This window comes from Streptomyces sp. R-07 (genome assembly GCF_049913175.1).
Taxonomy (GTDB): domain Bacteria; phylum Actinomycetota; class Actinomycetes; order Streptomycetales; family Streptomycetaceae; genus Streptomyces.
In genome coordinates this window covers 3789096-3808540 of sequence record NZ_CP183978.1, presented here as the reverse complement: position 1 = coordinate 3808540, position 19445 = coordinate 3789096, and the positions used below count along the sequence as shown (strand labels likewise).

General features: G+C 73.3%; 18 protein-coding genes and 1 pseudogene. 11 read left to right on the top strand and 8 right to left on the bottom strand.

From position 1 onward, the window contains the following. The first annotated feature begins 63 nt into the window (after positions 1-63). A complete protein-coding gene (gene cobN / locus ACN9M0_RS17330; protein ID WP_426403857.1) occupies positions 64-3678 on the top strand; it encodes a cobaltochelatase subunit CobN in 3615 nt (1204 codons plus the stop codon). 138 nt (positions 3679-3816) lie between these two features. Here the strand turns inward: cobN and abc-f are convergent, their stop codons facing one another. Next, a complete protein-coding gene (gene abc-f / locus ACN9M0_RS17325) occupies positions 3817-5475 on the bottom strand; it encodes a ribosomal protection-like ABC-F family protein (RefSeq protein ID WP_426403856.1) in 1659 nt (552 codons plus the stop codon). 386 nt (positions 5476-5861) lie between these two features. Between abc-f and ACN9M0_RS17320 the strand changes: the two genes are divergently transcribed. From ACN9M0_RS17320 to ACN9M0_RS17310, 3 genes are all read left to right on the top strand, one after another. Further along, positions 5862-6737 (top strand): alpha/beta fold hydrolase, encoded by an 876-nt coding sequence (locus tag ACN9M0_RS17320; protein ID WP_399696177.1) that lies wholly within the window; start codon positions 5862-5864, stop codon positions 6735-6737. A 277-nt stretch (positions 6738-7014) separates the two neighbouring features. Continuing rightward, positions 7015-7968 (top strand): hypothetical protein, encoded by a 954-nt coding sequence (locus tag ACN9M0_RS17315; protein WP_366037366.1) that lies wholly within the window; start codon positions 7015-7017, stop codon positions 7966-7968. A gap of 2 nt (positions 7969-7970) precedes the next feature. After that, on the top strand, positions 7971-8327 hold the full coding sequence (locus ACN9M0_RS17310) for a GntR family transcriptional regulator (protein WP_426403855.1): 357 nt from the start codon (positions 7971-7973) through the stop codon (positions 8325-8327). Between the two features lie 5 nt (positions 8328-8332). Here ACN9M0_RS17310 and ACN9M0_RS17305 read toward each other — a convergent pair whose 3' ends face one another. After that, on the bottom strand, positions 8333-9292 hold the full coding sequence (locus ACN9M0_RS17305; RefSeq protein ID WP_366037367.1) for a D-2-hydroxyacid dehydrogenase family protein: 960 nt from the start codon (positions 9290-9292) through the stop codon (positions 8333-8335). Positions 9293-9409: 117 nt separating this feature from the next. On the opposite strand from ACN9M0_RS17305, the gene ACN9M0_RS17300 reads away from it, so the two are divergent. Further along, positions 9410-10684, top strand: coding sequence for a hypothetical protein (locus tag ACN9M0_RS17300; RefSeq protein WP_366037368.1), 1275 nt, complete (start codon positions 9410-9412; stop codon positions 10682-10684). Here ACN9M0_RS17300 and ACN9M0_RS17295 read toward each other — a convergent pair. Beyond that, positions 10681-11607 carry a GlxA family transcriptional regulator gene (locus ACN9M0_RS17295; protein ID WP_366037436.1) on the bottom strand — a complete coding sequence of 309 codons (927 nt, stop codon included), beginning with the start codon at positions 11605-11607 and terminating at the stop codon, positions 10681-10683. The two genes, ACN9M0_RS17300 and ACN9M0_RS17295, sit on opposite strands and share 4 nt — an antisense overlap. 139 nt (positions 11608-11746) lie before the next feature. On the opposite strand from ACN9M0_RS17295, the gene ACN9M0_RS17290 reads away from it, so the two are divergent. Continuing rightward, on the top strand, positions 11747-12361 hold the full coding sequence (locus tag ACN9M0_RS17290) for an MBL fold metallo-hydrolase (protein ID WP_426403854.1): 615 nt from the start codon (positions 11747-11749) through the stop codon (positions 12359-12361). 296 nt (positions 12362-12657) lie between these two features. Here the strand turns inward: ACN9M0_RS17290 and ACN9M0_RS17285 are convergent. Next, positions 12658-12993 (bottom strand): annotated as a pseudogene (locus tag ACN9M0_RS17285) (MerR family transcriptional regulator); the annotation flags it as partial. Between the two features lie 69 nt (positions 12994-13062). Here ACN9M0_RS17285 and ACN9M0_RS17280 point away from each other — a divergent pair. Next, complete coding sequence (locus tag ACN9M0_RS17280) at positions 13063-13422, top strand: hypothetical protein (protein ID WP_366037370.1); 360 nt, start codon at positions 13063-13065, stop codon at positions 13420-13422. A gap of 184 nt (positions 13423-13606) precedes the next feature. Here ACN9M0_RS17280 and ACN9M0_RS17275 read toward each other — a convergent pair whose 3' ends face one another. The 3 genes from ACN9M0_RS17275 to ACN9M0_RS17265 all read right to left on the bottom strand — a co-directional run bounded on the left by ACN9M0_RS17275 (position 13607) and on the right by ACN9M0_RS17265 (position 15294). Continuing rightward, positions 13607-13876 (bottom strand): SCO5918 family protein, encoded by a 270-nt coding sequence (locus ACN9M0_RS17275; RefSeq protein WP_366037371.1) that lies wholly within the window; start codon positions 13874-13876, stop codon positions 13607-13609. Positions 13877-14005: 129 nt separating this feature from the next. Further along, entirely contained in the window at positions 14006-14209 is a 204-nt protein-coding gene (locus tag ACN9M0_RS17270; protein ID WP_053645385.1) for a cold-shock protein, read from the bottom strand. Between the two features lie 233 nt (positions 14210-14442). Then, positions 14443-15294: a class I SAM-dependent methyltransferase gene (locus ACN9M0_RS17265; protein WP_426403853.1), complete on the bottom strand. Its 852-nt coding sequence runs from the start codon at positions 15292-15294 to the stop codon at positions 14443-14445. Between the two features lie 184 nt (positions 15295-15478). Between ACN9M0_RS17265 and ACN9M0_RS17260 the strand changes: the two genes are divergently transcribed. From ACN9M0_RS17260 to ACN9M0_RS17245, 4 genes are all read left to right on the top strand, one after another. Further along, positions 15479-16876 (top strand): glutamate decarboxylase, encoded by a 1398-nt coding sequence (locus ACN9M0_RS17260; RefSeq protein ID WP_399696171.1) that lies wholly within the window; start codon positions 15479-15481, stop codon positions 16874-16876. 199 nt (positions 16877-17075) lie between these two features. Next, on the top strand, positions 17076-17486 hold the full coding sequence (locus tag ACN9M0_RS17255; protein WP_366037373.1) for a VOC family protein: 411 nt from the start codon (positions 17076-17078) through the stop codon (positions 17484-17486). 25 nt (positions 17487-17511) lie between these two features. Beyond that, positions 17512-17790 carry a hypothetical protein gene (locus ACN9M0_RS17250; protein ID WP_426403852.1) on the top strand — a complete coding sequence of 93 codons (279 nt, stop codon included), beginning with the start codon at positions 17512-17514 and terminating at the stop codon, positions 17788-17790. Continuing rightward, positions 17787-18236 (top strand): pyridoxamine 5'-phosphate oxidase family protein, encoded by a 450-nt coding sequence (locus tag ACN9M0_RS17245; protein ID WP_366037374.1) that lies wholly within the window; start codon positions 17787-17789, stop codon positions 18234-18236. Before ACN9M0_RS17250 ends, ACN9M0_RS17245 begins: the two co-directional genes overlap by 4 nt. Before the next feature lie 59 nt (positions 18237-18295). Here ACN9M0_RS17245 and ACN9M0_RS17240 read toward each other — a convergent pair whose 3' ends face one another. Next, entirely contained in the window at positions 18296-19405 is a 1110-nt protein-coding gene (locus ACN9M0_RS17240; protein WP_426403851.1) for an alkene reductase, read from the bottom strand. Positions 19406-19445: the final 40 nt, after the last annotated feature.

Below are 19445 nucleotides of genomic sequence, written 5' to 3'. Positions count from 1 at the left end.
GGAGGCCCCAACCCATACGACCACCCGGGGCGCGGACAACCCCGAGGAAGGCCTGAGCTCGCCATGCTCCTGCTGTTGTCGCACTCCGACACCGACCTGCTCAGCGCCCGCGCGGCGAACGCCGCCCAGGGCGGCCCCGCGGTCGAGTACCGCTTCGCCAACCCCTCCCGCCTCCCCCTCGCCGACCTCCCGGCCCTCCTCGACGGCGCCGACCTCGTCGTCGTCCGGCTCCTCGGCGGAGTCCGCTCCTGGCAGGAGGGCCTGGACACGGTCCTCGCCGCCGGAAAGCCGGTCGTCGTCCTCAGCGGCGAACAGGCCCCGGACGCACAGCTCATGGAGGCCTCCACCGTCCCCGTCGGCGTCGCCACCGAGGCGCACGCCTACCTGGCGCACGGCGGCCCGGCCAACCTGGAGCAGCTGGCCCGCTTCCTCTCCGACACCGTCCTGCTCACCGGCCACGGCTTCGAGGCCCCGGCGCCCGCCCCCACCTGGGGCCCGCTGGAGCGGGTCGCGAGGAACGACAGCGGCCCGGCCATCGCCGTGCTCTACTACCGCGCCCACCACATGAGCGGGAACACCGCCTTCGTCGACGCCCTGTGCGGGGCGATCGAGGACGCCGGCGCACGGGCCGTGCCGCTGTACGTGGCGTCCCTGCGCGCCCCCGAGGCGGAGCTGATCTCCGTACTGCGCGGAGCCGACGCGATCGTCACGACCGTCCTCGCCGCGGGCGGCACCAAGCCCGCCGAGGCGCAGGCCGGCGGTGACGAGGAGGCCTGGGACGCGGGCGCGCTCGCCGCGCTCGACGTGCCGATCCTCCAGGCCCTCTGCCTGACCGGCTCGCGCTCGGCCTGGGAGGAGAACGACGAGGGCCTCTCGCCGCTGGACGCCGCCAGCCAGGTCGCCGTGCCCGAGTTCGACGGCCGGCTCATCACCGTCCCCTTCTCCTTCAAGGAGATCGACGAGGACGGCCTGCCCGCGTACGTCGCCGACGCCGAGCGCGCGGCCCGCGTCGCCGGGATCGCCGTCCGGCACGCCCGGCTCCGCCACATCCCGAACGCCGAGAAGAGGCTGGCGCTCGTCCTCTCCGCGTACCCGACGAAGCACTCCCGCATCGGCAACGCGGTCGGCCTCGACACCCCCGCCTCCGCCGTCTCGCTGCTCCGCCGCCTGATCGCCGAGGGGTACGACTTCGGTCCCGTCGAGGACCTCCCCGGCCTGGTCTCCGGCGACGGCGACGAGCTGATCTACGCCCTGATCGAGGCCGGCGGCCACGACCAGGACTGGCTGACCGAGGAGCAGCTCGCGAAGAACCCGGTCCGCATCCCGGCCGCCGACTACAAGCGCTGGTACGCGACGCTGCCCGAGGAGCTCCGCACACACGTCGAGGAGCACTGGGGCCCGGCTCCCGGCGAGATGTTCCTCGACCGCTCCCGCAACCCGGAGGGCGACATCGTCCTCGCCGCGCTCCGGCGCGGGAACCTGCTGATCCTCATCCAGCCGCCGCGCGGCTTCGGCGAGAACCCGATCGCGATCTACCACGACCCCGATCTCCCGCCGTCCCACCACTACCTGGCCGCCTACCGCTGGATCGCCGCCCGCGCCGAGGACGGCGGCTTCGGCGCCGACGCCATGGTCCACCTGGGCAAGCACGGCAACCTGGAGTGGCTGCCCGGCAAGAACGCCGGCCTGTCCGCCGCCTGCGGCCCCGACGCCGCCCTCGGCGACATCCCGCTGATCTACCCGTTCCTCGTCAACGACCCGGGCGAGGGCACCCAGGCCAAGCGGCGCGTCCACGCGACCCTCGTCGACCACCTGGTGCCGCCGATGGCCCGCGCCGACTCGTACGGCGACATCGCGCGCCTGGAGCAGCTGCTCGACGAGTACGCGCAGATCTCCTCCATGGACCCGGCGAAGCTGCCCGCGATCCGCGCCCAGATCTGGACCCTGATCCAGGCCGCCAAGCTCGACCACGACCTCGGTCTGGAGGAGCGCCCGGAGGACGACGGCTTCGACGACTTCCTGCTGCACGTCGACGGCTGGCTGTGCGAGGTCAAGGACGCCCAGATCCGCGACGGCCTGCACGTCCTCGGCGGCGCACCGGAGGGCGAGGGCCGCGTCAACCTGGTCCTCTCCATCCTGCGCGCCCGCCAGATCTGGGGCGGCACGCAGGCGCTCCCCGGCCTGCGCGAGGCCCTCGGTCTCGACGAGTCGGCCGCGACCCGCACCACCGCCGACGAGGCGGAGGCCAAGGCCCGCGAGCTGGTCGAGGCGATGGAGGCCGCCGGCTGGGACGAGGCGGCGATCCCGGAGATCGCCGCCGCGTACGGCCCCGACGTCCGCGAGGTGCTGTACTTCGCCGCTCGCCAGGTCGTGCCGCGCCTCGCCGCCACCACCGACGAGCTGACGCACGCCGTGCACGCCCTGAACGGCGGCTTCGTCCCGGCCGGCCCGTCCGGCTCCCCGCTCCGGGGCCTGGTCAACGTCCTGCCGACCGGCCGGAACTTCTACTCCGTCGACCCGAAGGCCGTGCCGTCCCGGCTCGCCTGGGAGACCGGCCAGGCGCTCGCCGACTCGCTCCTGGAGCGCTACCGCACCGACAACGGCGAGTGGCCGACCTCGGTGGGCCTCTCCCTGTGGGGCACGAGCGCGATGCGCACCGCCGGCGACGACGTCGCCGAGGCGCTCGCCCTGCTCGGCGTCCGCCCGCTGTGGGACGAGGCCTCGCGTCGCGTGAACGGCCTGGAGCCGATCCCGCTCGCCGAGCTCGGCCGCCCGCGCGTCGACGTCACGCTGCGCATCTCGGGCTTCTTCCGGGACGCGTTCCCGCACGTCATCGGTCTTCTCGACGACGCCGTACGGCTCGTGGCCGGGCTCGACGAGCCGGCCTCGGACAACTACGTACGGGCCCACACGCAGGCCGACCTCGCCGAGCACGGCGACGAGCGGCGCGCCACCACCCGCATCTTCGGCTCGCGGCCCGGCACGTACGGCGCGGGCATCCTCCAGCTGATCGACTCGCGCGACTGGCGCACGGACGCGGACCTCGCCGAGGTGTACACGGTGTGGGGCGGGTACGCGTACGGTCGCGGGCTCGAAGGCCGGCCGGCGCGGGCCGAGATGGAGACGGCGTACAAGCGGATCGCGGTCGCCGCGAAGAACACGGACACGCGCGAGCACGACATCGCCGACTCCGACGACTACTTCCAGTACCACGGCGGCATGGTCGCGACCGTGCGCGCGCTCAAGGGCACGGCCCCCGAGGCGTACATCGGCGACTCGACCCGCCCGGAGACCGTCCGCACCCGCACGCTGGTGGAGGAGACCTCACGGGTCTTCCGGGCGCGCGTCGTGAACCCGCGCTGGATCGAGGCGATGCGCCGCCACGGCTACAAGGGCGCGTTCGAGCTGGCGGCGACCGTCGACTACCTCTTCGGGTACGACGCGACGACGGGTGTCGTCGCCGACTGGATGTACGACAAGCTGACGCAGGAGTACGTCCTCGACGCGGAGAACCAGGCCTTCCTGAAGGAGGCCAACCCGTGGGCCCTGCACGGCATCGCGGAACGCCTCCTGGAGGCGGAGTCGCGAGGCATGTGGGAAAAGCCGGACCCGGAGACGCTGGCGGCCCTCCGCCAGGTCTTCCTGGAGACGGAGGGCGACTTGGAGGGCGACGAGTAGGGCCTCCCCCCCCCGCCCGTGTGGGCAATCGTCCCGCAGGGCGGGACGGGTGGGCACACGGGACGGCGCCTTCAGCGGCGCCTCCGCGTTCCGCGCCTTGACCCGCACCCCAGTGGCGCCGCACAACGCGGTGCGGGTTCAGGCGCGGGAGCCTCTGGCGCCGGCAAGGGCGCCGTCGGGGGTGGCGGGGGTGGGCGCGGAACGACCGCCCACAACGGGCGGCGGGGGCAGTTCGAGGTGGCGGCCTCGGAAGCCCGCGCGGAGGCGGCGGTCGTGGCTGGCCACGATCAGCGTGCCCCGGTACGACGCCAGCGCCGCCTCCAGCTCCTCCACCAGCCCCGGCGCCAGGTGGTTCGTCGGCTCGTCCAGGAGCAGCAGGTCCGCCGGCGCGGAAACCAGAAGGGCCAGTTCCAGCTTGCGGCGCTGGCCCGCAGAAAGCAGCCGGACCGGGGTCGGAAGATCCCGGGCCGGGAAGAGCCCGAGGGCGAGCAGTTCGTCCTCGCGGCCCTCTCCGAAGGCCTCGCCCACCGTACGGGGGTCGAGGGGTGAGGTCGTGTCCTGGCGGAGCAGCCCGACCCGGGCGTGCACGGTCACCGTGCCCGCGTCCGGGACGAGTTCGCCCGCCAGGACCCGGAGGAGGGTGGTCTTTCCCGCGCCGTTGGGCCCGGTGAGCAGGAGCCGTTCGCCCGGGTCGAGGTGCAGGGCGTCGAGGTGGAGCCGGCCGTCGACCCGTACGCCCGTCAGGTCGACGGCCGCCCCCTCGCCGTCGAGTTCCGCGCGGAACCGGAGCGGCTCCGGCGGCGCGGGGACGGGGTGGTCGGTGAGGCGGGCGAGCTTCTCGCGGGCGGAGCGGATGCGGCTCATCGCGCCGTGCGCCCGTGACCGGGCCCGGAAGGCGCCCGCCCCGCTGAACGCGGCCGGGGCCTTGCGGGGGATCGCGGAGAACCGGTCGATGTTCGTGTCGGCGAGGGCCCGGTGCCGGGCGAGCTCGGCCTTCCACTCCTCGTGCTCCCGCTGCCTGCGGGCCCGTTCGGCGGCGCGTCCGGTCAGGTAGCCGCCGTAGCCGTCGCCGTACCGCCGCACGGTGTGGCGGTCCTCGTCGACCTCCAGGACGGCGGTGGCGACCCGGTCGAGGAAGACCCGGTCGTGGGAGACGGCCACGACCGTGCCCCGGTGGGCGCGCAGCCGCTCCTCCAGCCAGGCCACGGCCTCGTCGTCGAGGTCGTTGGTCGGCTCGTCGAGCAGCAGCAGTTCGGGCTCGGCGGCGAGGACGCCGGCGAGGGCGAGCCGGGAGCGCTGCCCGCCGGAGAGCGTCCCGAGCGGCCGGTCGCGCTGGAGCGGGCCGGGCTCGCCGAGCCGCCGGAGGGTGGTCTCGACGCGACGGTCGGCCCCGGCGCCGCCCCGGGCCTCGTAGGCGGTGAGCAGTGCGTCGTATCCGGCGAGGTCGCCGGTGCCGGCGAGCTCCGCCTCGGCCGTACGGATCGCCCGCTCCAACTCGCGTACCTCCGTGAGCGCGTGGTCGACGGCGTCGCCGACGGTGGCGTCCGGGGGGAGGTCGAGGGTCTGGGCGAGGTGGCCGAGGCCGCCGGGGGCGTCGACGGTCACGGTGCCGTTGTCGGGGGTCTCCAGGCCGGCGAGGAGCCGGAGGAGGGTGGACTTCCCGGAGCCGTTGTCACCGACGACGCCGAGGCGTTCGCCGGGCCGGACGGTGAGGGAGACCCGGTCGAGCACGGTCCGGTGGTGCACGTACCGGTCGTCGTAGCGCTTGGTGACGTCGGTGAATCGGGCACGGAACAAGGGGCCACCTCCGGCGTCTCGGGAACTCTCGACACGAGACGTCTCGTCTCGCTTCATCGACGGTACGCCACGGCCGCCCCCTTCGCAAGACGCTCCGTCTCGCCACGGCCGGCTTAATCAGGCGGAGGCGGAGGCGGGCGCGGACGCCCCGGGGCGGATCGACGCGGCGGTCGGCGCGGCCGAGCGCGAGCTCTTCGGTGACCTGACCGAGGCCGAACAGACGCTGCTGCGCGGCCTGTTGGACCGCGTGGTGGTGGACGCCGCCGACGACGACTGCGGCGCGGAGTTGGGCGTACGCGTACCGGACGGATTTCCGCCGGGGCCGATGATTTCCCGTCGGGCCGGGGGTCTACCCCCGTGAAAGGCCCACCACCGAGGAGATCACCATGGCCGAGACCGACACCCGGATCCTGGACACCGCCGGCGCGACCCTGCGCTACGACGTGCGCCCCGGCACCGGCACCGACGAGCGTCCCCTTCTGCTGATCGGCTCCCCCATGGACGCGAGCGGCTTCACCACGCTCGCCTCCCACTTCACCGACCGGACCGTCGTGACGTACGACCCGCGCGGGGTGGCCCGCAGCGAGCGCACCGACGGCGCCGCGGAGACGCTCCCCGAGGAGCACGCCGACGACCTGGCCCGGCTGATCGAGGCGCTCGGCGCCGGGCCCGTGGACGTCTTCGCGAGCAGCGGCGGCGCGGTCAACGCCCTCGCCCTGGTGGCCGCGCGCGGCGACCTGGTCCACACGCTGGTCGCGCACGAGCCGCCGACCGCCCAGGTCGTCCCGGACCGGGAGGCGGCGCTCGGGGTCTGCGCGGACGTCCACGCGACCTATCTGCGCGAGGGCTGGGGCCCCGCGATGGCCAAGTTCCTCGCGCTGACGAGCCGGCGGGGCGAGTTCCCGGCGAACTGGGCCGAGGAGCCCGCCCCCGCTCCGGCCGCGTTCGGCCTGCCGGCCGAGGACGACGGCTCGCGCGGCGACCCGCTGCTCGGCCAGAACATGCGCGGCTGCACCTCCTACCGCCCCGACTTCGAGGCCCTGCGTGCCGCGCCGACCCGGATCGTCGTCGCCGCGGGCAAGGAGTCCGAGGGCACGTTCGCCGCGCGCGCGGCGGTCGCCGTCGCCGAGGGGACCGGCACCCCGCTCGCCGTCTTCCCGAGCCACCACGGCGGCTTCCTGGGCGGCGAGTTCGGACAGCAGGGCGCCCCGGCGGAGTTCGCCGAGGCGCTGCGCACCGCCCTGGAGGGCGACCGGGGCTGACCTGCTACCTCTTCGCGGCGGCGGTCTTCGCGGCGGCGGTCTTCGCGGCGGCGGTCTCGCGGTGGCGGCCTTCACGGCCGCCGCCGCGTCGACGTTCGCGAGGCCCAGCTTGCCGAGCCGCTCCGGGTCGGCGGCCCTGTCGCGGATCGTCTGCGTTCGACCCAGTGAACAGCCGGTTCGGGGGCGCCCGCATCTCGACGATCTTCCGAACGCGGCGGCCGTTCTCTCGACGGCAACCCCCATTGTTCTAGTAGAGTGCGAACAAGGGAGGTTTTCCATGAACCGTGCCACACCTCGTCTCCGCGCGCTCACCGCGCTGCCCTTCGTCCTCGCGCTCGCCGCCCACCTGCTGGTGCTCGCGCTCTGGTACGACCGGCTCCCCGACCCCCTCGCCACCCACTTCGGCCCCTCCGGCGGGGGCCGCGCCAACGGCTTCACCGGCCGCGCCGCGTACGCCGCCATCAGTACGGCCCTCCTCCTCAGCCTCGGCACCGGCTGGACGCTCCTCGTCCGCCGCACCGCACTCTGGGGAGCCTGGGCGACCGCCGGCTTCACCGGCGCGCTCCTCGTCCTCCTCGTACGGGACAACCTGGACGCCGGCGACGCGACCCAGGTCGTCTCACCCCTCGCCAACCTCACCGTCGCGGCGGCCGTCGCGGGCCTCTGCGCCGCCGCCGGCTGGGCCCTGACCCGGCTCGTCCCCGCGGAAGAACCGACGGCCGGAGCCGGTACGACGGACGCCCCGCGCCTTCCGCTCGGAGCGAGCGAGGTCGCCGGCTGGAGCCGCGCCACCGGGTCCCGGCCGCTCACCGCCCTCGCGGTGCTCGCCCTCGCCGCAGCCCCGGCCACCCTGCTCCTCGCACCCTGGCCGGCCGCCCTCCTCGGCCTCCTCGGCCTCGTCATCGGCCTGCCCGGGTTCGCCCTCGCCCGCGTCCGGGTCACCGTCGACCGACGCGGCCTCACCGTCAGCCCCACGCTCGCCTCCCGGCCCCGCATCCGGGTCCCCCTCGACGAGGTCGCGGGCGCCGACGTCCGGGACATCGAGGCCGTCGCCGACTTCGGCGGCTGGGGCTACCGGGTCCGGGCCCACCGGACCGGCGTCGTGCTGCGCTCCGGCGAGGCCCTCGTCGTACGGCGGACCGGCGGCCGCGAGTTCGCCGTCACCGTGCCCGACGCGCGGACCGCCGCCGCCCTCCTCAACACCCTCGCCGAGCGGCATGGGAGGGTCTGACCGTGCTCTTCCGTGTCGACCCGGCCTCCGCCGTCCCCCTCGGCGACCAGATCGCCGCCTGCGTCCGGGGCTCCCTCGCCGACGGCTCCGCGGCGCCCGGCGAACGCCTCCCGGCCGCCCGTGAACTCGCCGACTCCCTCGGCGTCAACGTCCACACCGTCCTCCGCGGCTACCAGCGGCTCCGCGAGGAGGGCCTCATCGAACTCCGCCGCGGCCGGGGCGCCCTGATCGTCCCCGGCGCCACGGCCCCCGACCGCGCCCGCCTCGTCTCCCGGCTGCGCGAGGCGGCGGCCGAGGCGCGCGAGCTGGGCCTGACGGACGAGGAGTTCCTGGACCTGGCCCGTACGAGCCTCGGCTAGCGGGTTCAGCTCAGCTCGCGGACCGGCGCCCCCGCGAGGAACGCCTCGACGTCCTCGACCGCCTGGCCGAAGTAGCGTGCGTAGTTCCCCTCCGTCACATAGCCCAGATGGGGGAGGGCCAGGACGTTCGGCAGCGTCCGCAGCGGATCGTCGGCGGGCAGCGGCTCCGTCTCGTACACATCGAGCCCCGCCCCCGCGATCCAGCCCTCACGCAGCGCCCGCAGCAGCGCCCCGCCGTCGACGAGCCCGGCCCGGGACGTGTTGACGAGGTACGCGGACGGGCGCATCGCCCGCAGCTCCGGCTCCCCGATCAGGCCCCGGGTGCGGTCGGACAGCACCATGTGCAGCGAGACGAAGTCGCTGCCGCCGAGCAGGTCCCGCTTGTCCTTCGCGAGCCGTACGCCGTGCTCGGCGGCCCGCTTCTCCTTCAGGTTCGGGCTCCAGGCGGTCACGTCCATGCCGAAGGCGAGACCGATCCGGGCCACCCGGGCGCCGATCTTGCCGAGGCCGACGAGACCGAGCGTCCGGCCGGAGAGGTCGGCCCCGACGGTCGACTGCCACGGCCCGCCCTCGCGCAGGGCCCGCGCCTCCGCCGGCACGTGCCGGGCGAGGCCCAGGAGCAGCGCCCAGGTCAGTTCGGTGGGCGGCTCGGAACTGCTGGCGGTGCCGCAGACGGTGACGCCGCGTGCCCGGCAGGCCGCGAGGTCGATCGAGGCGTTGCGCAGGCCGGAGGTGATCAGGAGCCGCAGCCGGGGGAGGCGGGCGAGGAGCGCGGCGTCGACCGGGGTCCGCTCCCGCATGACCACGAGGATCTCGCAGTCCTCGACGGCGGCGACGAGCGCGTCCCGGTCTGTGAGGTGCTCGCGCAGCACGCGGACGTCCACGCGGCCCGTGAGCGGGCTCCAGTCGGCGGAGGTGAGGGCGACGCCCTGGTAGTCGTCGAGTACGGCGCAGCGCAGCTTCATGACCGCATGATCGCGGATCGGGCCCGCGCATCCGGCCCGTATGCCACACCAGAGGCGACAAAGGCGGCCACCCCACGGAGAATTTTCCCTAATTGTCTCTTCGGGAAGGCTTGTGTCATGGACGCTGCCGGTGCCAGTGGCGACGAACTCTCGGTACTCCGGGCGCGGGTGGCCGCCCTGGAAGCGGAAAGGGCGGCCGCCCCACCGCCCCACCACCGGCTCCGTTCCTTCTTCGCCGCCCTGCTCATCGTCATCGGCTGCGTCCTCGTCCCGCTGGGCCTCGTGGCCTCCTGGACCTCGGACATCGTCGGCGACACCGACCGGTACGTGCAGACGGTCAAGCCGCTCGCCTCGGACCCGGACATCCAGGCCGCCGTCGCCAACCGGGTGACGAACGCGGTCATGGAACACATCGACCTGCCCTCTCTCCTGGAGGGCGTCGCCCCCGAGCAGCGGCCGCTCGCGGCGAAGGCCCTCGGCAAGCTGGGCGGCTCCCTGCAGAGCGCGGTCGGCAGCTTCGTCCACGACAAGGCGCAGGACATCGTCGCCTCACCGGAGTTCGAGACCATCTGGACCAACGCCAACCGGGCGATCCACACCTCCCTCGACCGCGCCCTGACCGGCAACGACGAAGGTGCCGTGAAGATCGAGACGGACACGGTCACCATCGATCTGGCGCCCGTGATCGACCGTGTGAAGGAGCGGCTCGTCGCGTCGGGCATGAACGTCGCGGCCAAGATCCCCGAGATCCACACCGATTTCACGGTGGTCAAGTCCGACGACATCGGCAAGGTGAAGACCGGGTTCGCGCTGCTCCAGGCCATGGGCATGTGGCTGCCGGTGATCGCCGTCCTGCTCGTCGCCGGCGGTGTGCTCCTCGCCGTGCACCGGCGCCGCACCCTGGTCGCCGCGGCCCTCGGCGTCGCCGTCGCGGCGATCGTCCTCGGCGTCGCGCTCACCGTCTTCCGTACGGTCTACCTGAACGCCCTGCCCGCCACCGTCTCCCCGGGCGCCGCAGGCTCCGTCTACGACACCCTGGTCCGCTTCCTCCGTACCTCGGTCCGGGTGTTCGCGACCCTCGGCATCCTGATCGCCCTGGCCGCCTGGCTCTCCGGCCCGAGCCGCCCCGCCGTCCTCGCCCGCGGCCTCTGGCACTCGGGCATCACCGCGACCCGGTCCACCGCCGACCACGCGGGCATGCGCCTCGGCCCGGTGGGTCCGTTCGTCCGCCGCTACCGCACCTGGATCACCTGGATCCTCGTCGCCGCGGCGGCCGCCGGCATCGTCTTCTGGCCCTACCCCACGGCCTGGGTCGTCGTGGGCCTCGCCCTCGGCCTCCTGTTCGCCCTGGCGGTGGTGGCCTTCCTGGCGGACGAACCTAAGGAAACCTAGGCCGCCCCCGACCCCCCGGGCGTGCGGGTGAAGGAGCGGCGGTACGCGCGCGGGGGGACGCCGCGGCGGCGGACGAACTGGGCGCGGAGCACCGCCGCGCTGCCGAAGCCGACCGCGCGGGCGATCTCCTCGACCGGGAGCTCCGTCGTCTCCAGGAGCTCCTCGGCGCGGCTGAGGCGCAGGCCGAGCAGCCAGGCGTGCGGGGTGGTGCCGGTCGAGGCCGCGAAACGGCGGGCGAAGGAGCGCCGGCTCATCAGGGCCCTGCGGGCCAGCTCGGCGACGGGCAGCGGCTCGTGGAGGTGTTCCCGGGCCCAGGCGAGGACGTCGGTGAGCCGCTCGTCCCGGCTGTCCTCGGGTACGGGCGTCGCCAGGTACTGGGCCTGGCCGCCGTCGCGGTGGGACGGCAGCACGAGGTCCCGGGCGATGGCGTTGGCCGTGGCCGCGCCGTACTCCCGCCGCAGCAGGTGCAGGCACAGGTCGAAGCCGGCGGCGGCGCCCGCGCCGGTGACGACCGTGCCCTGGTCGACGTAGAGGGCGTCGGGTTCGACGGTGACCTCCGGGTGCCGTTCGGCGAGGAGCCCGGCGAAGCGCCAGTGCGTGGTGGCCCGCCGCCCGTCCAGCAGCCCGGCCGCGGCGAGCGCGAACGCCCCGACGCAGTGGGCCGCGACCAGCGCCCCGCGCGCGTGCGCGGCGGTCAGCGCGTCGAGCACGGCGGGCGCCGGCGGCGTACGGAACCCGGCCCAGGGCAGGGCGATCACCAGGTCGGCGCCGGCCAGCCGGTCGAGGCCGTGGTCGACGACCAGCGGCAGCCCGACGTCCGTACGGACCCGGCCGGGCCGGTCGGTGCAGAGGGCGAAGTCGAAGGCGGGCAGGCCCTGTCCGCGCGCGTCGAAGACCTCGGAGACGATCCCGGCGCCGAGCATGCCGACGCCGTGCGGGGCGTAGGCGGCGACGATCGGGAAGGGCGGCACGGGAGGAGTGTGGCACGGGTGGCACGATTCCCGCGATCAGTGGCAGCGCGGCCACTCGTGAAGGGCCGTGCGCCACAGAAGACTTGGGGGCATGACGACGACGATGAAGAACGCCACGGACGCGCCCCTCGCCCGCAGCGCCACGTACACGATCCTGACCACCGGCTACACCCTCTCCACCGGGCCCGGGGTCGCCGCCACCGTCTCGTACGTCCACGACGGCGACCGGCACGTGATCGTCGACCCCGGCATGGTGGCGAGCCGCGACCGGATCCTCGGCCCGCTGGCCGCACTCGGCCTCGGGCCCGACGACATCACCGACGTGGTGCTGAGCCACCACCACCCCGACAACACCATGAACGTCGGTCTGTTCGGCCGGGCCCGCGTCCACGACCACAAGGCGATCTACGAGAACGACCAGTGGACCGACCGCGACGCCGAGGGCCACGAACTCACCCCGTCGCTGCGGCTGGTCCGTACCCCCGGCCACAGCCCCGAGGACATCACCCTCCTCGCGGGCACCGGCGAGGGCGTCGTCGCCTTCGTGGGCGACCTCTGGTGGCGGCCGAACGGCCCCGTGGAGGACCCGGTGGCCCCGGACCACACCCTGCTGCGCTCCTCGCGCCTCCGCGTCCTCGCCGCCGCCGACGTCATCGTCCCCGGCCACGGCCCCGCCTTCCCGGCGGACGACACGGCACCGCTCTAGCGGATACCCGAGCCCTTGCCGGGCCCGGGGCCCTTGGCCGGCCCGGAGCCCTCGGCCGTCGCCGAGCCCGGACCCCTGTCCGCACCGGCGCCCGAGCCCTTGCCCGTACCCGCGCCCGGACTCGTGTCCGTACCCGCGCCCGGACCTCTCTCCGTACCCGCGCCCGGACCCCTGTCCGTACCCGCGCCCGGACCCCTGTCCGTACCCGCGCCCGGATCCCCGTCCGTACCCGCGCCCGGCGCCCCGCTCGGTCCCGTACCCGGGTCCTCGCCCGCGCCCGCGCCCTCGGCCGTGCCCCCGTCGGCCGCCTTCGCCTCCTCCGCCGCGCGGCGGTACTCGGCGTTGATGCGCTGGGCCTCCTCCAGCTGGTCCTCCAGGATGACGATGCGGCAGGCCGCCTCGACCGGGGTGCCCTGGTCGACGAGTTCCCGGGCGCGGGCCGCGATCCGCAGCTGGTAGCGGGAGTAGCGCCGGTGGCCGCCCTCGGAGCGCAGCGGGGTGATGAGGCGGGCCTCGCCGATGGCGCGGAGGAAGCCGGGGGTGGTGCCGAGCATCGCGGCGGCCCGGCCCATCGTGTACGCCGGGTAGTCGTCGTCGTCGAGTCGGTCGCCGAGCGGATTGTCCGCTGTCATCTGCACCTCTTCTTGGGGCCTTGGAGGAAATTCAACCACCGGAGGGTGCGGCGCCTAGAATCGGCTCTCATGTCGAAGCCTGACGAGCTGCTCGTTGACATTGCTGCCACGGTGGAGTCCGGGCAGAGCAATCAGATGTCCCTGACCGTGGTCGCGGGGGGTGTGGTTCTCACCGGGCGGTTGGCCCCGGAGGCCCTGTGGAGACAGCGGGTGTCGGAGGTCCTGACGGATTCGCCCCGTCTGGGTGAGTTCTCCGGCGTCTTCAGCCCCACCGCACCGAAGGACGAACCCCCCACCCACCTCCACTTCCACCTCGCCCGGATCCTGCAGGGCACGGTGGGCATGCCGGAGACCGGCGGGATGTACCGCGTCGCGATCGCGGACGTCAGCGCCTGGACGGTGGGCGACTTCAGCTACTCGGACCACTGAACGACGGACGACGAGGGCCCGACCGGATACACCCGGTCGGGCCCTCGTCGTGGTTTCGCCCGTGGTCGGACGGTCCCCGTGGTCAGACGGTCCCGGTAGTCGCACGGTCCCTGTTGTCAGACGGTCCCGGTGGTCGCACGGTCCCTGTTGTCAGACGGTCCCCGTAGTCGCACGGCCCCCGTGGTCAGACGGTCTCGGTGGGCGCGTCCCCGGGGAGCGTCGAGACGGTGCCGCAGGTGAAGCCGAGGCGGGTCATGGCGCGGACGACCTCGCCCGCGCTGAAATCACGGCGGTCCTGGCGGGTGATGACCTCGCCGACCTGCTTCGCGGGGTACTGCCGGCGGCCGATGGTCACGAAATCACCGGTGCCCGGCTCGGGCTTGACACCCTTCATCGATTCCAGCACGCCGTTCTTCGTCAGATCGAACGGGAAACGGGCGATGACACAGCGCATGATGCCTCTCAGGGGGTAGCGGGCGTACCGGGGACGGCCCGCCGGATACGGGCGACAATTGCGGGGACATACGACGAGCCGGGCCCCGCACCCCAAGGTGCGGGTCCCGGCTCGTCAGGCGCGTCAGCGTCAGGCAGAGACGATGTTCTCGGCCGTCGGGCCCTTCTGGCCCTGCGCGATGTCGAAGGTCACCTTCTGGCCTTCCTGGAGCTCACGGAAGCCCTGCGAGGCGATGTTCGAGTAGTGGGCGAACACGTCGGGGCCGCCACCGTCCTGCTCGATGAAGCCGAAGCCCTTTTCAGCGTTGAACCACTTCACGGTACCGGAAGCCATGTCTTTTCTCCTTCGGGGCAGTGCCCGGAATCCGCACCGTGCGGACTCCGTTTCGCCGCGATGCTCGCCCCAACCGGAAAACGACCGGAATTGCTCAAACTTTGGGAACCACAACTGCAACTGCTATCGACAGTAGCACGTGAGTGGGGTGCCGCAGGGGTGATGAATTTCGCCCGGTATGTTTGGATGAGAAATTCTCATCGTGCGTGATGCTGAATTCTCACTCCGCGACCTCAGTTTTTGACTCCCGAGACGATCAGGAACGGCGGGTGCCCCGCCTCCGCCGGGTCCGGACCGAGCAGGGCCGAACGGTGGGTGAGGACCGGCTCGTGGACGTCCAGGTCGGTGAAGCCGGCCTTGCCGAGCACGTCGAGGTAGGTCTGGCAGGGCCAGTGGTGGTCGAAGAGCTCGAGCGGCGCCGCTCCGCCGGGCAGCTCCCGGCGCGACCGCCGCCGCTCGCCCTTGGTGTAGACGCGGCCGGGTTCGCCGCTGCGGAAGGTGGAGAACCGGATGCCCGCGGTGCGGGGGTTGGCGTCCAGTACGGCGAACCGGCCGCCGGGGCGCAGCACGCGGTGCGTCTCGGCGGCGATCTCGTGCAGGTCGGCGATCTCTCCGGCGGTGACGAAGACGAAGCAGGCCATGGCGGCGTCGACGGAACCGTCGGCGAGGAAGCCGAGACCGCCGTCGGCGGTCGGCCGGTAGTCGATCCGCGGGTGCGGGCGCCGCGCGCGGGCGATCTCCAGCATGCGGGGCGAGAGGTCGACGGCCACCACGCGCGCGTCGGAGGCCTCGACGACCCGGGTGGCGACCTTGCCGGGACCGCAGCCGTAGTCCAGGACCGTACGGACGGCACAGGAGCCGATGCCGAGGGCGTGGAAGACGGCCGGGTAACCGATGAGCCGCTCGGGAAGGTCGTCGTAGGCGTCGTACGCGTCAGCGATGCCGGCGTACGAGTCGACGACAGCGGCATCGGCATCGGCATCGGCATCGGCATCGGCGGCGACGGCGTCGGCGTACGACTCGAACGCGTCGGCGATGTCGGCGATGTCCTGCCCGTCGGTACGGCTGGGGGCATGGGGGTTCATGAAGGGGCCTTCCGCTGATGATCCACTTCGTCCGGAACGTACTGGCCGGGCGAGCCGCGGGACAGGGCCTGGGCGGCCCCCTCACCCGGGTGGGTCAACGGTCGCGGCCGCTGCCGGGCGCCCCGCCCGGCCTCGTGGGTTGATGAGAGGACTGTCGACGAGTCCGCTGATCGAAGGGGAAACTGTGGCACTCCATGAGATGAAGGCCCCGAAGAGCGTCGCCGACGCGGCGACCGATGTCTTCGCCTCCGCCCTCAGTGAGCGCGTTCTGCCGAAGCACCGGATGCCGGAGGAGTCGAACCTCCCCTCGGTCGTCTACGCGATGCTCCACAACGAGCTGCTGCTCGACGGCAACGCGGCACAGAACCTGGCGACGTTCTGCACGACGTGGACGGACGACGAGGTCCGCAAGCTGATGAACGAGTGCCTCGACAAGAACATGATCGACAAGGACGAGTACCCGCAGACCGCCGAGATCGAGTCGCGGTGCGTGAACATCCTGGCCGATCTGTGGAACGCCCCCGGGAGCGCGAACGGCGAGGGCGCGGCGCTCGGCTGCTCCACCACCGGCTCCAGCGAGGCCGCCATGCTCGGCGGCCTCGCCCTGAAGTGGCGGTGGCGGGAGCGCCGCCGGGCCGAGGGCAAGCCGACCGACCGGCCGAACATCGTCACCGGGCCCGTGCAGATCTGCTGGGACAAGTTCGCCCGCTACTTCGACGTGGAGCTGCGCCAGGTCCCGGTGGAGCCGGGCGCCACCGGCCTGCGCCCGCACCAGCTGAAGGAGTACGTCGACGAGAACACCATCGGCGTCGTCGCGATCCTCGGTGTCACGTACACCTGCGACTACGAGCCGGTCGCCGAGATCGCCGCCGAACTCGACCGGATCCAGCAGGAGTCGGGCCTCGACATCCCGATCCACGTCGACGCCGCGAGCGGCGGGTTCATCGCGCCGTTCCTCCACCGGGACCTCGTCTGGGACTTCCGGCTGCCGCGGGTCTCCTCCATCAACGCCTCCGGCCACAAGTTCGGCCTCGCGCCCCTCGGCGTGGGCTGGGCGGTCTGGCGCACCGCCGACCTCCTGCCGGAGGACCTCGTCTTCCGGGTGAACTACCTGGGCGGCGACATGCCGACGTTCGCCCTGAACTTCTCCCGCCCCGGCGGCGAGATCGTCGCCCAGTACTACAACTTCCTGCGCCTGGGGCGGGCCGGCTACCGGCGCGTCCAGGAGGCCTGCGCGCTGACCGCCCAGTACCTCGCCGAGAAGATCAAGGGGATGGGCCCGTTCACCCTGCTCTACGACGGGCAGGGCGCGCTGCCCGCCGTCTCGTACACCCTCGCCGACCCCGAGGGCGCGGGCTTCAGCCTGTACGACCTCTCCGACGAGCTCCGGATGCGCGGCTGGCAGGTCCCGTCCTACCCGCTGCCCCCCGACCGGCAGGAGACCGTCATCCAGCGCGTCATGATCCGTCACGGCATCGGCCGCGACGAGGTCGACCTGCTCGCGCAGGACATGGTCCGCTCCCTGGAGCGCCTGACGAAGGGCGCGCCGTCGGACGCCGACCGCGCGGGCTTCCACCACTGAACGACATCACCACTGAACGACATCACCGGTGAGCCGGCATCACCACCGAGTCGGCATCACCACCGAGCCGGCTTCACCAGCCGGCCCCACCACCGAGCCGGCCCCACCACCGGGCCGGCCCCACCGCCGGGCCGAACTCGTCCCGCACCGATCAGGATTCGAGAAGCGCCGCGCCATGGCCGCCACTAGCGTGAAGGCCATGGACATCAGCATTCACACCAGCGCCCTCCCGCACGACGACCCGGACGCCTCCCTGGCCTTCTACCGGGACGCCCTCGGCTTCGAGGTCCGCAGCGACGTCGGCCAGGGCAAGATGCGGTGGATCACGGTCGGGCCCGTGGGGCAGCCGGACACGTCCATCCTCCTGGCGCCGCCGGCCGTCGACCCCGGCATCACCGAGGACGAGCGCCGCACCATCGCCGAGATGATGGCCAAGGGCACGTACGGCTGGATCCTCCTGGCCACCCGGAACCTCGACGCCACCTTCGAGAAGGTGCGGGCCGCCGACGCCGAGGTCGTGCAGGAGCCGACGGAGCAGCCGTACGGCATCCGCGACTGCGCGTTCCGCGACCCCGCGGGCAACCTGATCCGCATCCAGGAACTCCGCTAGCCGTTTCCGAACAGGAGGAGTTCCCATGTGCCACCCCGCGTGGGCACGCGCGCGCGTCACGGCGCAGCGCCTGGACGACTTCGCCCGCATGCGGCGCGTCCGTGACCGGATCGACCGCGAGTACGCCCGCCCGCTGGACGTCCTGGCGCTCGCCCGCGGCGCGGACATCGCGGCCGGTCTGCTGAGCCGCGAGTTCCGGACCGCGTACGGAGACTCGCCGTACGGATACCTGCTGAGCCGCCGGGCCGAGCGCGCGAGGACGCTGCTGCTGCACGGCGTACGAACGGAAGGACAGCCGGCATGACCGACGCACCGCCGCGCGACCTCGCGGAGCGCCTGGAGGACACCCGCGCGCGACTGGAGAGCGACATCGACCTGTGGGTCGCGTCGGGGGGCGGGGGCGTCCACCTCGTCCCGCTGTCGTTCCTGTGGGACGGCGCCGCCTTCCTGATCTCGACTCCGCGCGCCTCGGTCACCGGCCGCAACCTGCTCGCGGACGGGCGGGTACGCCTCGCCCTCGGCCCGACGCGCGACGTGGTCCTCGTCGACGGCACCGCCGAAGCCGTGGAGGTCGCGGACCTCGCCCCGGGGACGGGTGACGCGTTCGCCGCCCGGACGGGCTTCGACCCGCGCGAACTCAAGGACTCCTACCAGTACTTCCTGATCCGTCCGCGCCGCGTCCAGGCCTGGCGGGAGGCGAACGAAATCGACGGACGCACCCTCATGCGCGACGGCCACTGGCTCGCCTGACCCCCCTGGCTCGTCCGCCCCCGCCACCCGAGAGGTGGCGGGGTGGGACGGAGCCGGCCCTACTCGCCGCCGTCCGCGAGGGCGGTCTCGGCGAGCGCCGGATAGTCGGTGTAGCCCTCCTCCCCGCCCACGTACATCAGCCCCTTGTCCCGCAGCGGATTGAGCGGAGCTCCCCGGCGCAGCCGCTCCACCAGGTCGGGGTTGGCGAGGAAGGCGCGGCCGAGGGAGACGAGGTCCGCTCCGGCGGCGAGGAGCCGCTCGCCCTCCTGCCGGCCTCCGTCGACGGGGAGCGGTCCGGGCCACGGCAGCATGGGGTTGGCGATCAGGGTGCCCGTCCAGTGCTTGCGGATGTGCTGGAAGAGGGGCTGGTCGGGGTCGGCGAAGACGACGTGGAGGTAGGCGAGGCCGGTGTCGGCGAGGGCGTCGACGAGCGCCGGGTAGACGCTCTCGACGTCGTCCTCGTGCATGCCGTTGGCGGTGACGCCGGGGGCGATCCGCAGGCCGACCCGCTCGGGTCCGACGGCCTCCGCGACGGCCCGCACGACCTCCACCACGAACCGGACGCGGGCGGCCGGGGAGCCGCCGTAGCCGTCGGTGCGGTGGTTGGTCCCGGAGGCGAGGAACTGGTGGAGGAGGTAGCCGTTCCCGCCGTGCACCTCGACGCCGGCGAAGCCCGCGTCGACGGCCCGGCGGGCGGCGGCCGCGAAGTCGGCGACGGTGGCGTGGATGTCGTCGAGGCTCATCTCGACCGGTACCACGGCGGGTTGATGCCCACGGGGCGTGAAGATCGATTCCGGGAGCGGCACCGGCGAGGGCGCGACGGGGTGGAGGCCGCCGCTGTTGTCGGGGTGCCCGATCCGGCCGCCGTGCTGCAGCTGCAGGAACATCCGCCCGCCCGCGGCGCGCACCGCCTCGGTGACGCGCCGCCATCCGGCCACGTGGGCGTCGGTGTGGATGGCGGTGATGTTCGGGTACGTCTGCCCGACCGCGTTCGGCGTCGAGGCCTCGGCGATGATCAGTCCGGCCGAGGCGCGCTGCGCGTAGTACGTGGCCATCAGCGGGGTCGGGACGCCGTCGTCGTCGGCGCGGTTACGGGTCATCGGCGCCATCACCAGCCGGTTGGGCAGATCGAGGTCGCCGAGTCGGGCGGGGTCGAAGACGGTGCTCATGGTGAACGTCCCATACAGGTCGGAGGGTTGGCGCTCGTGG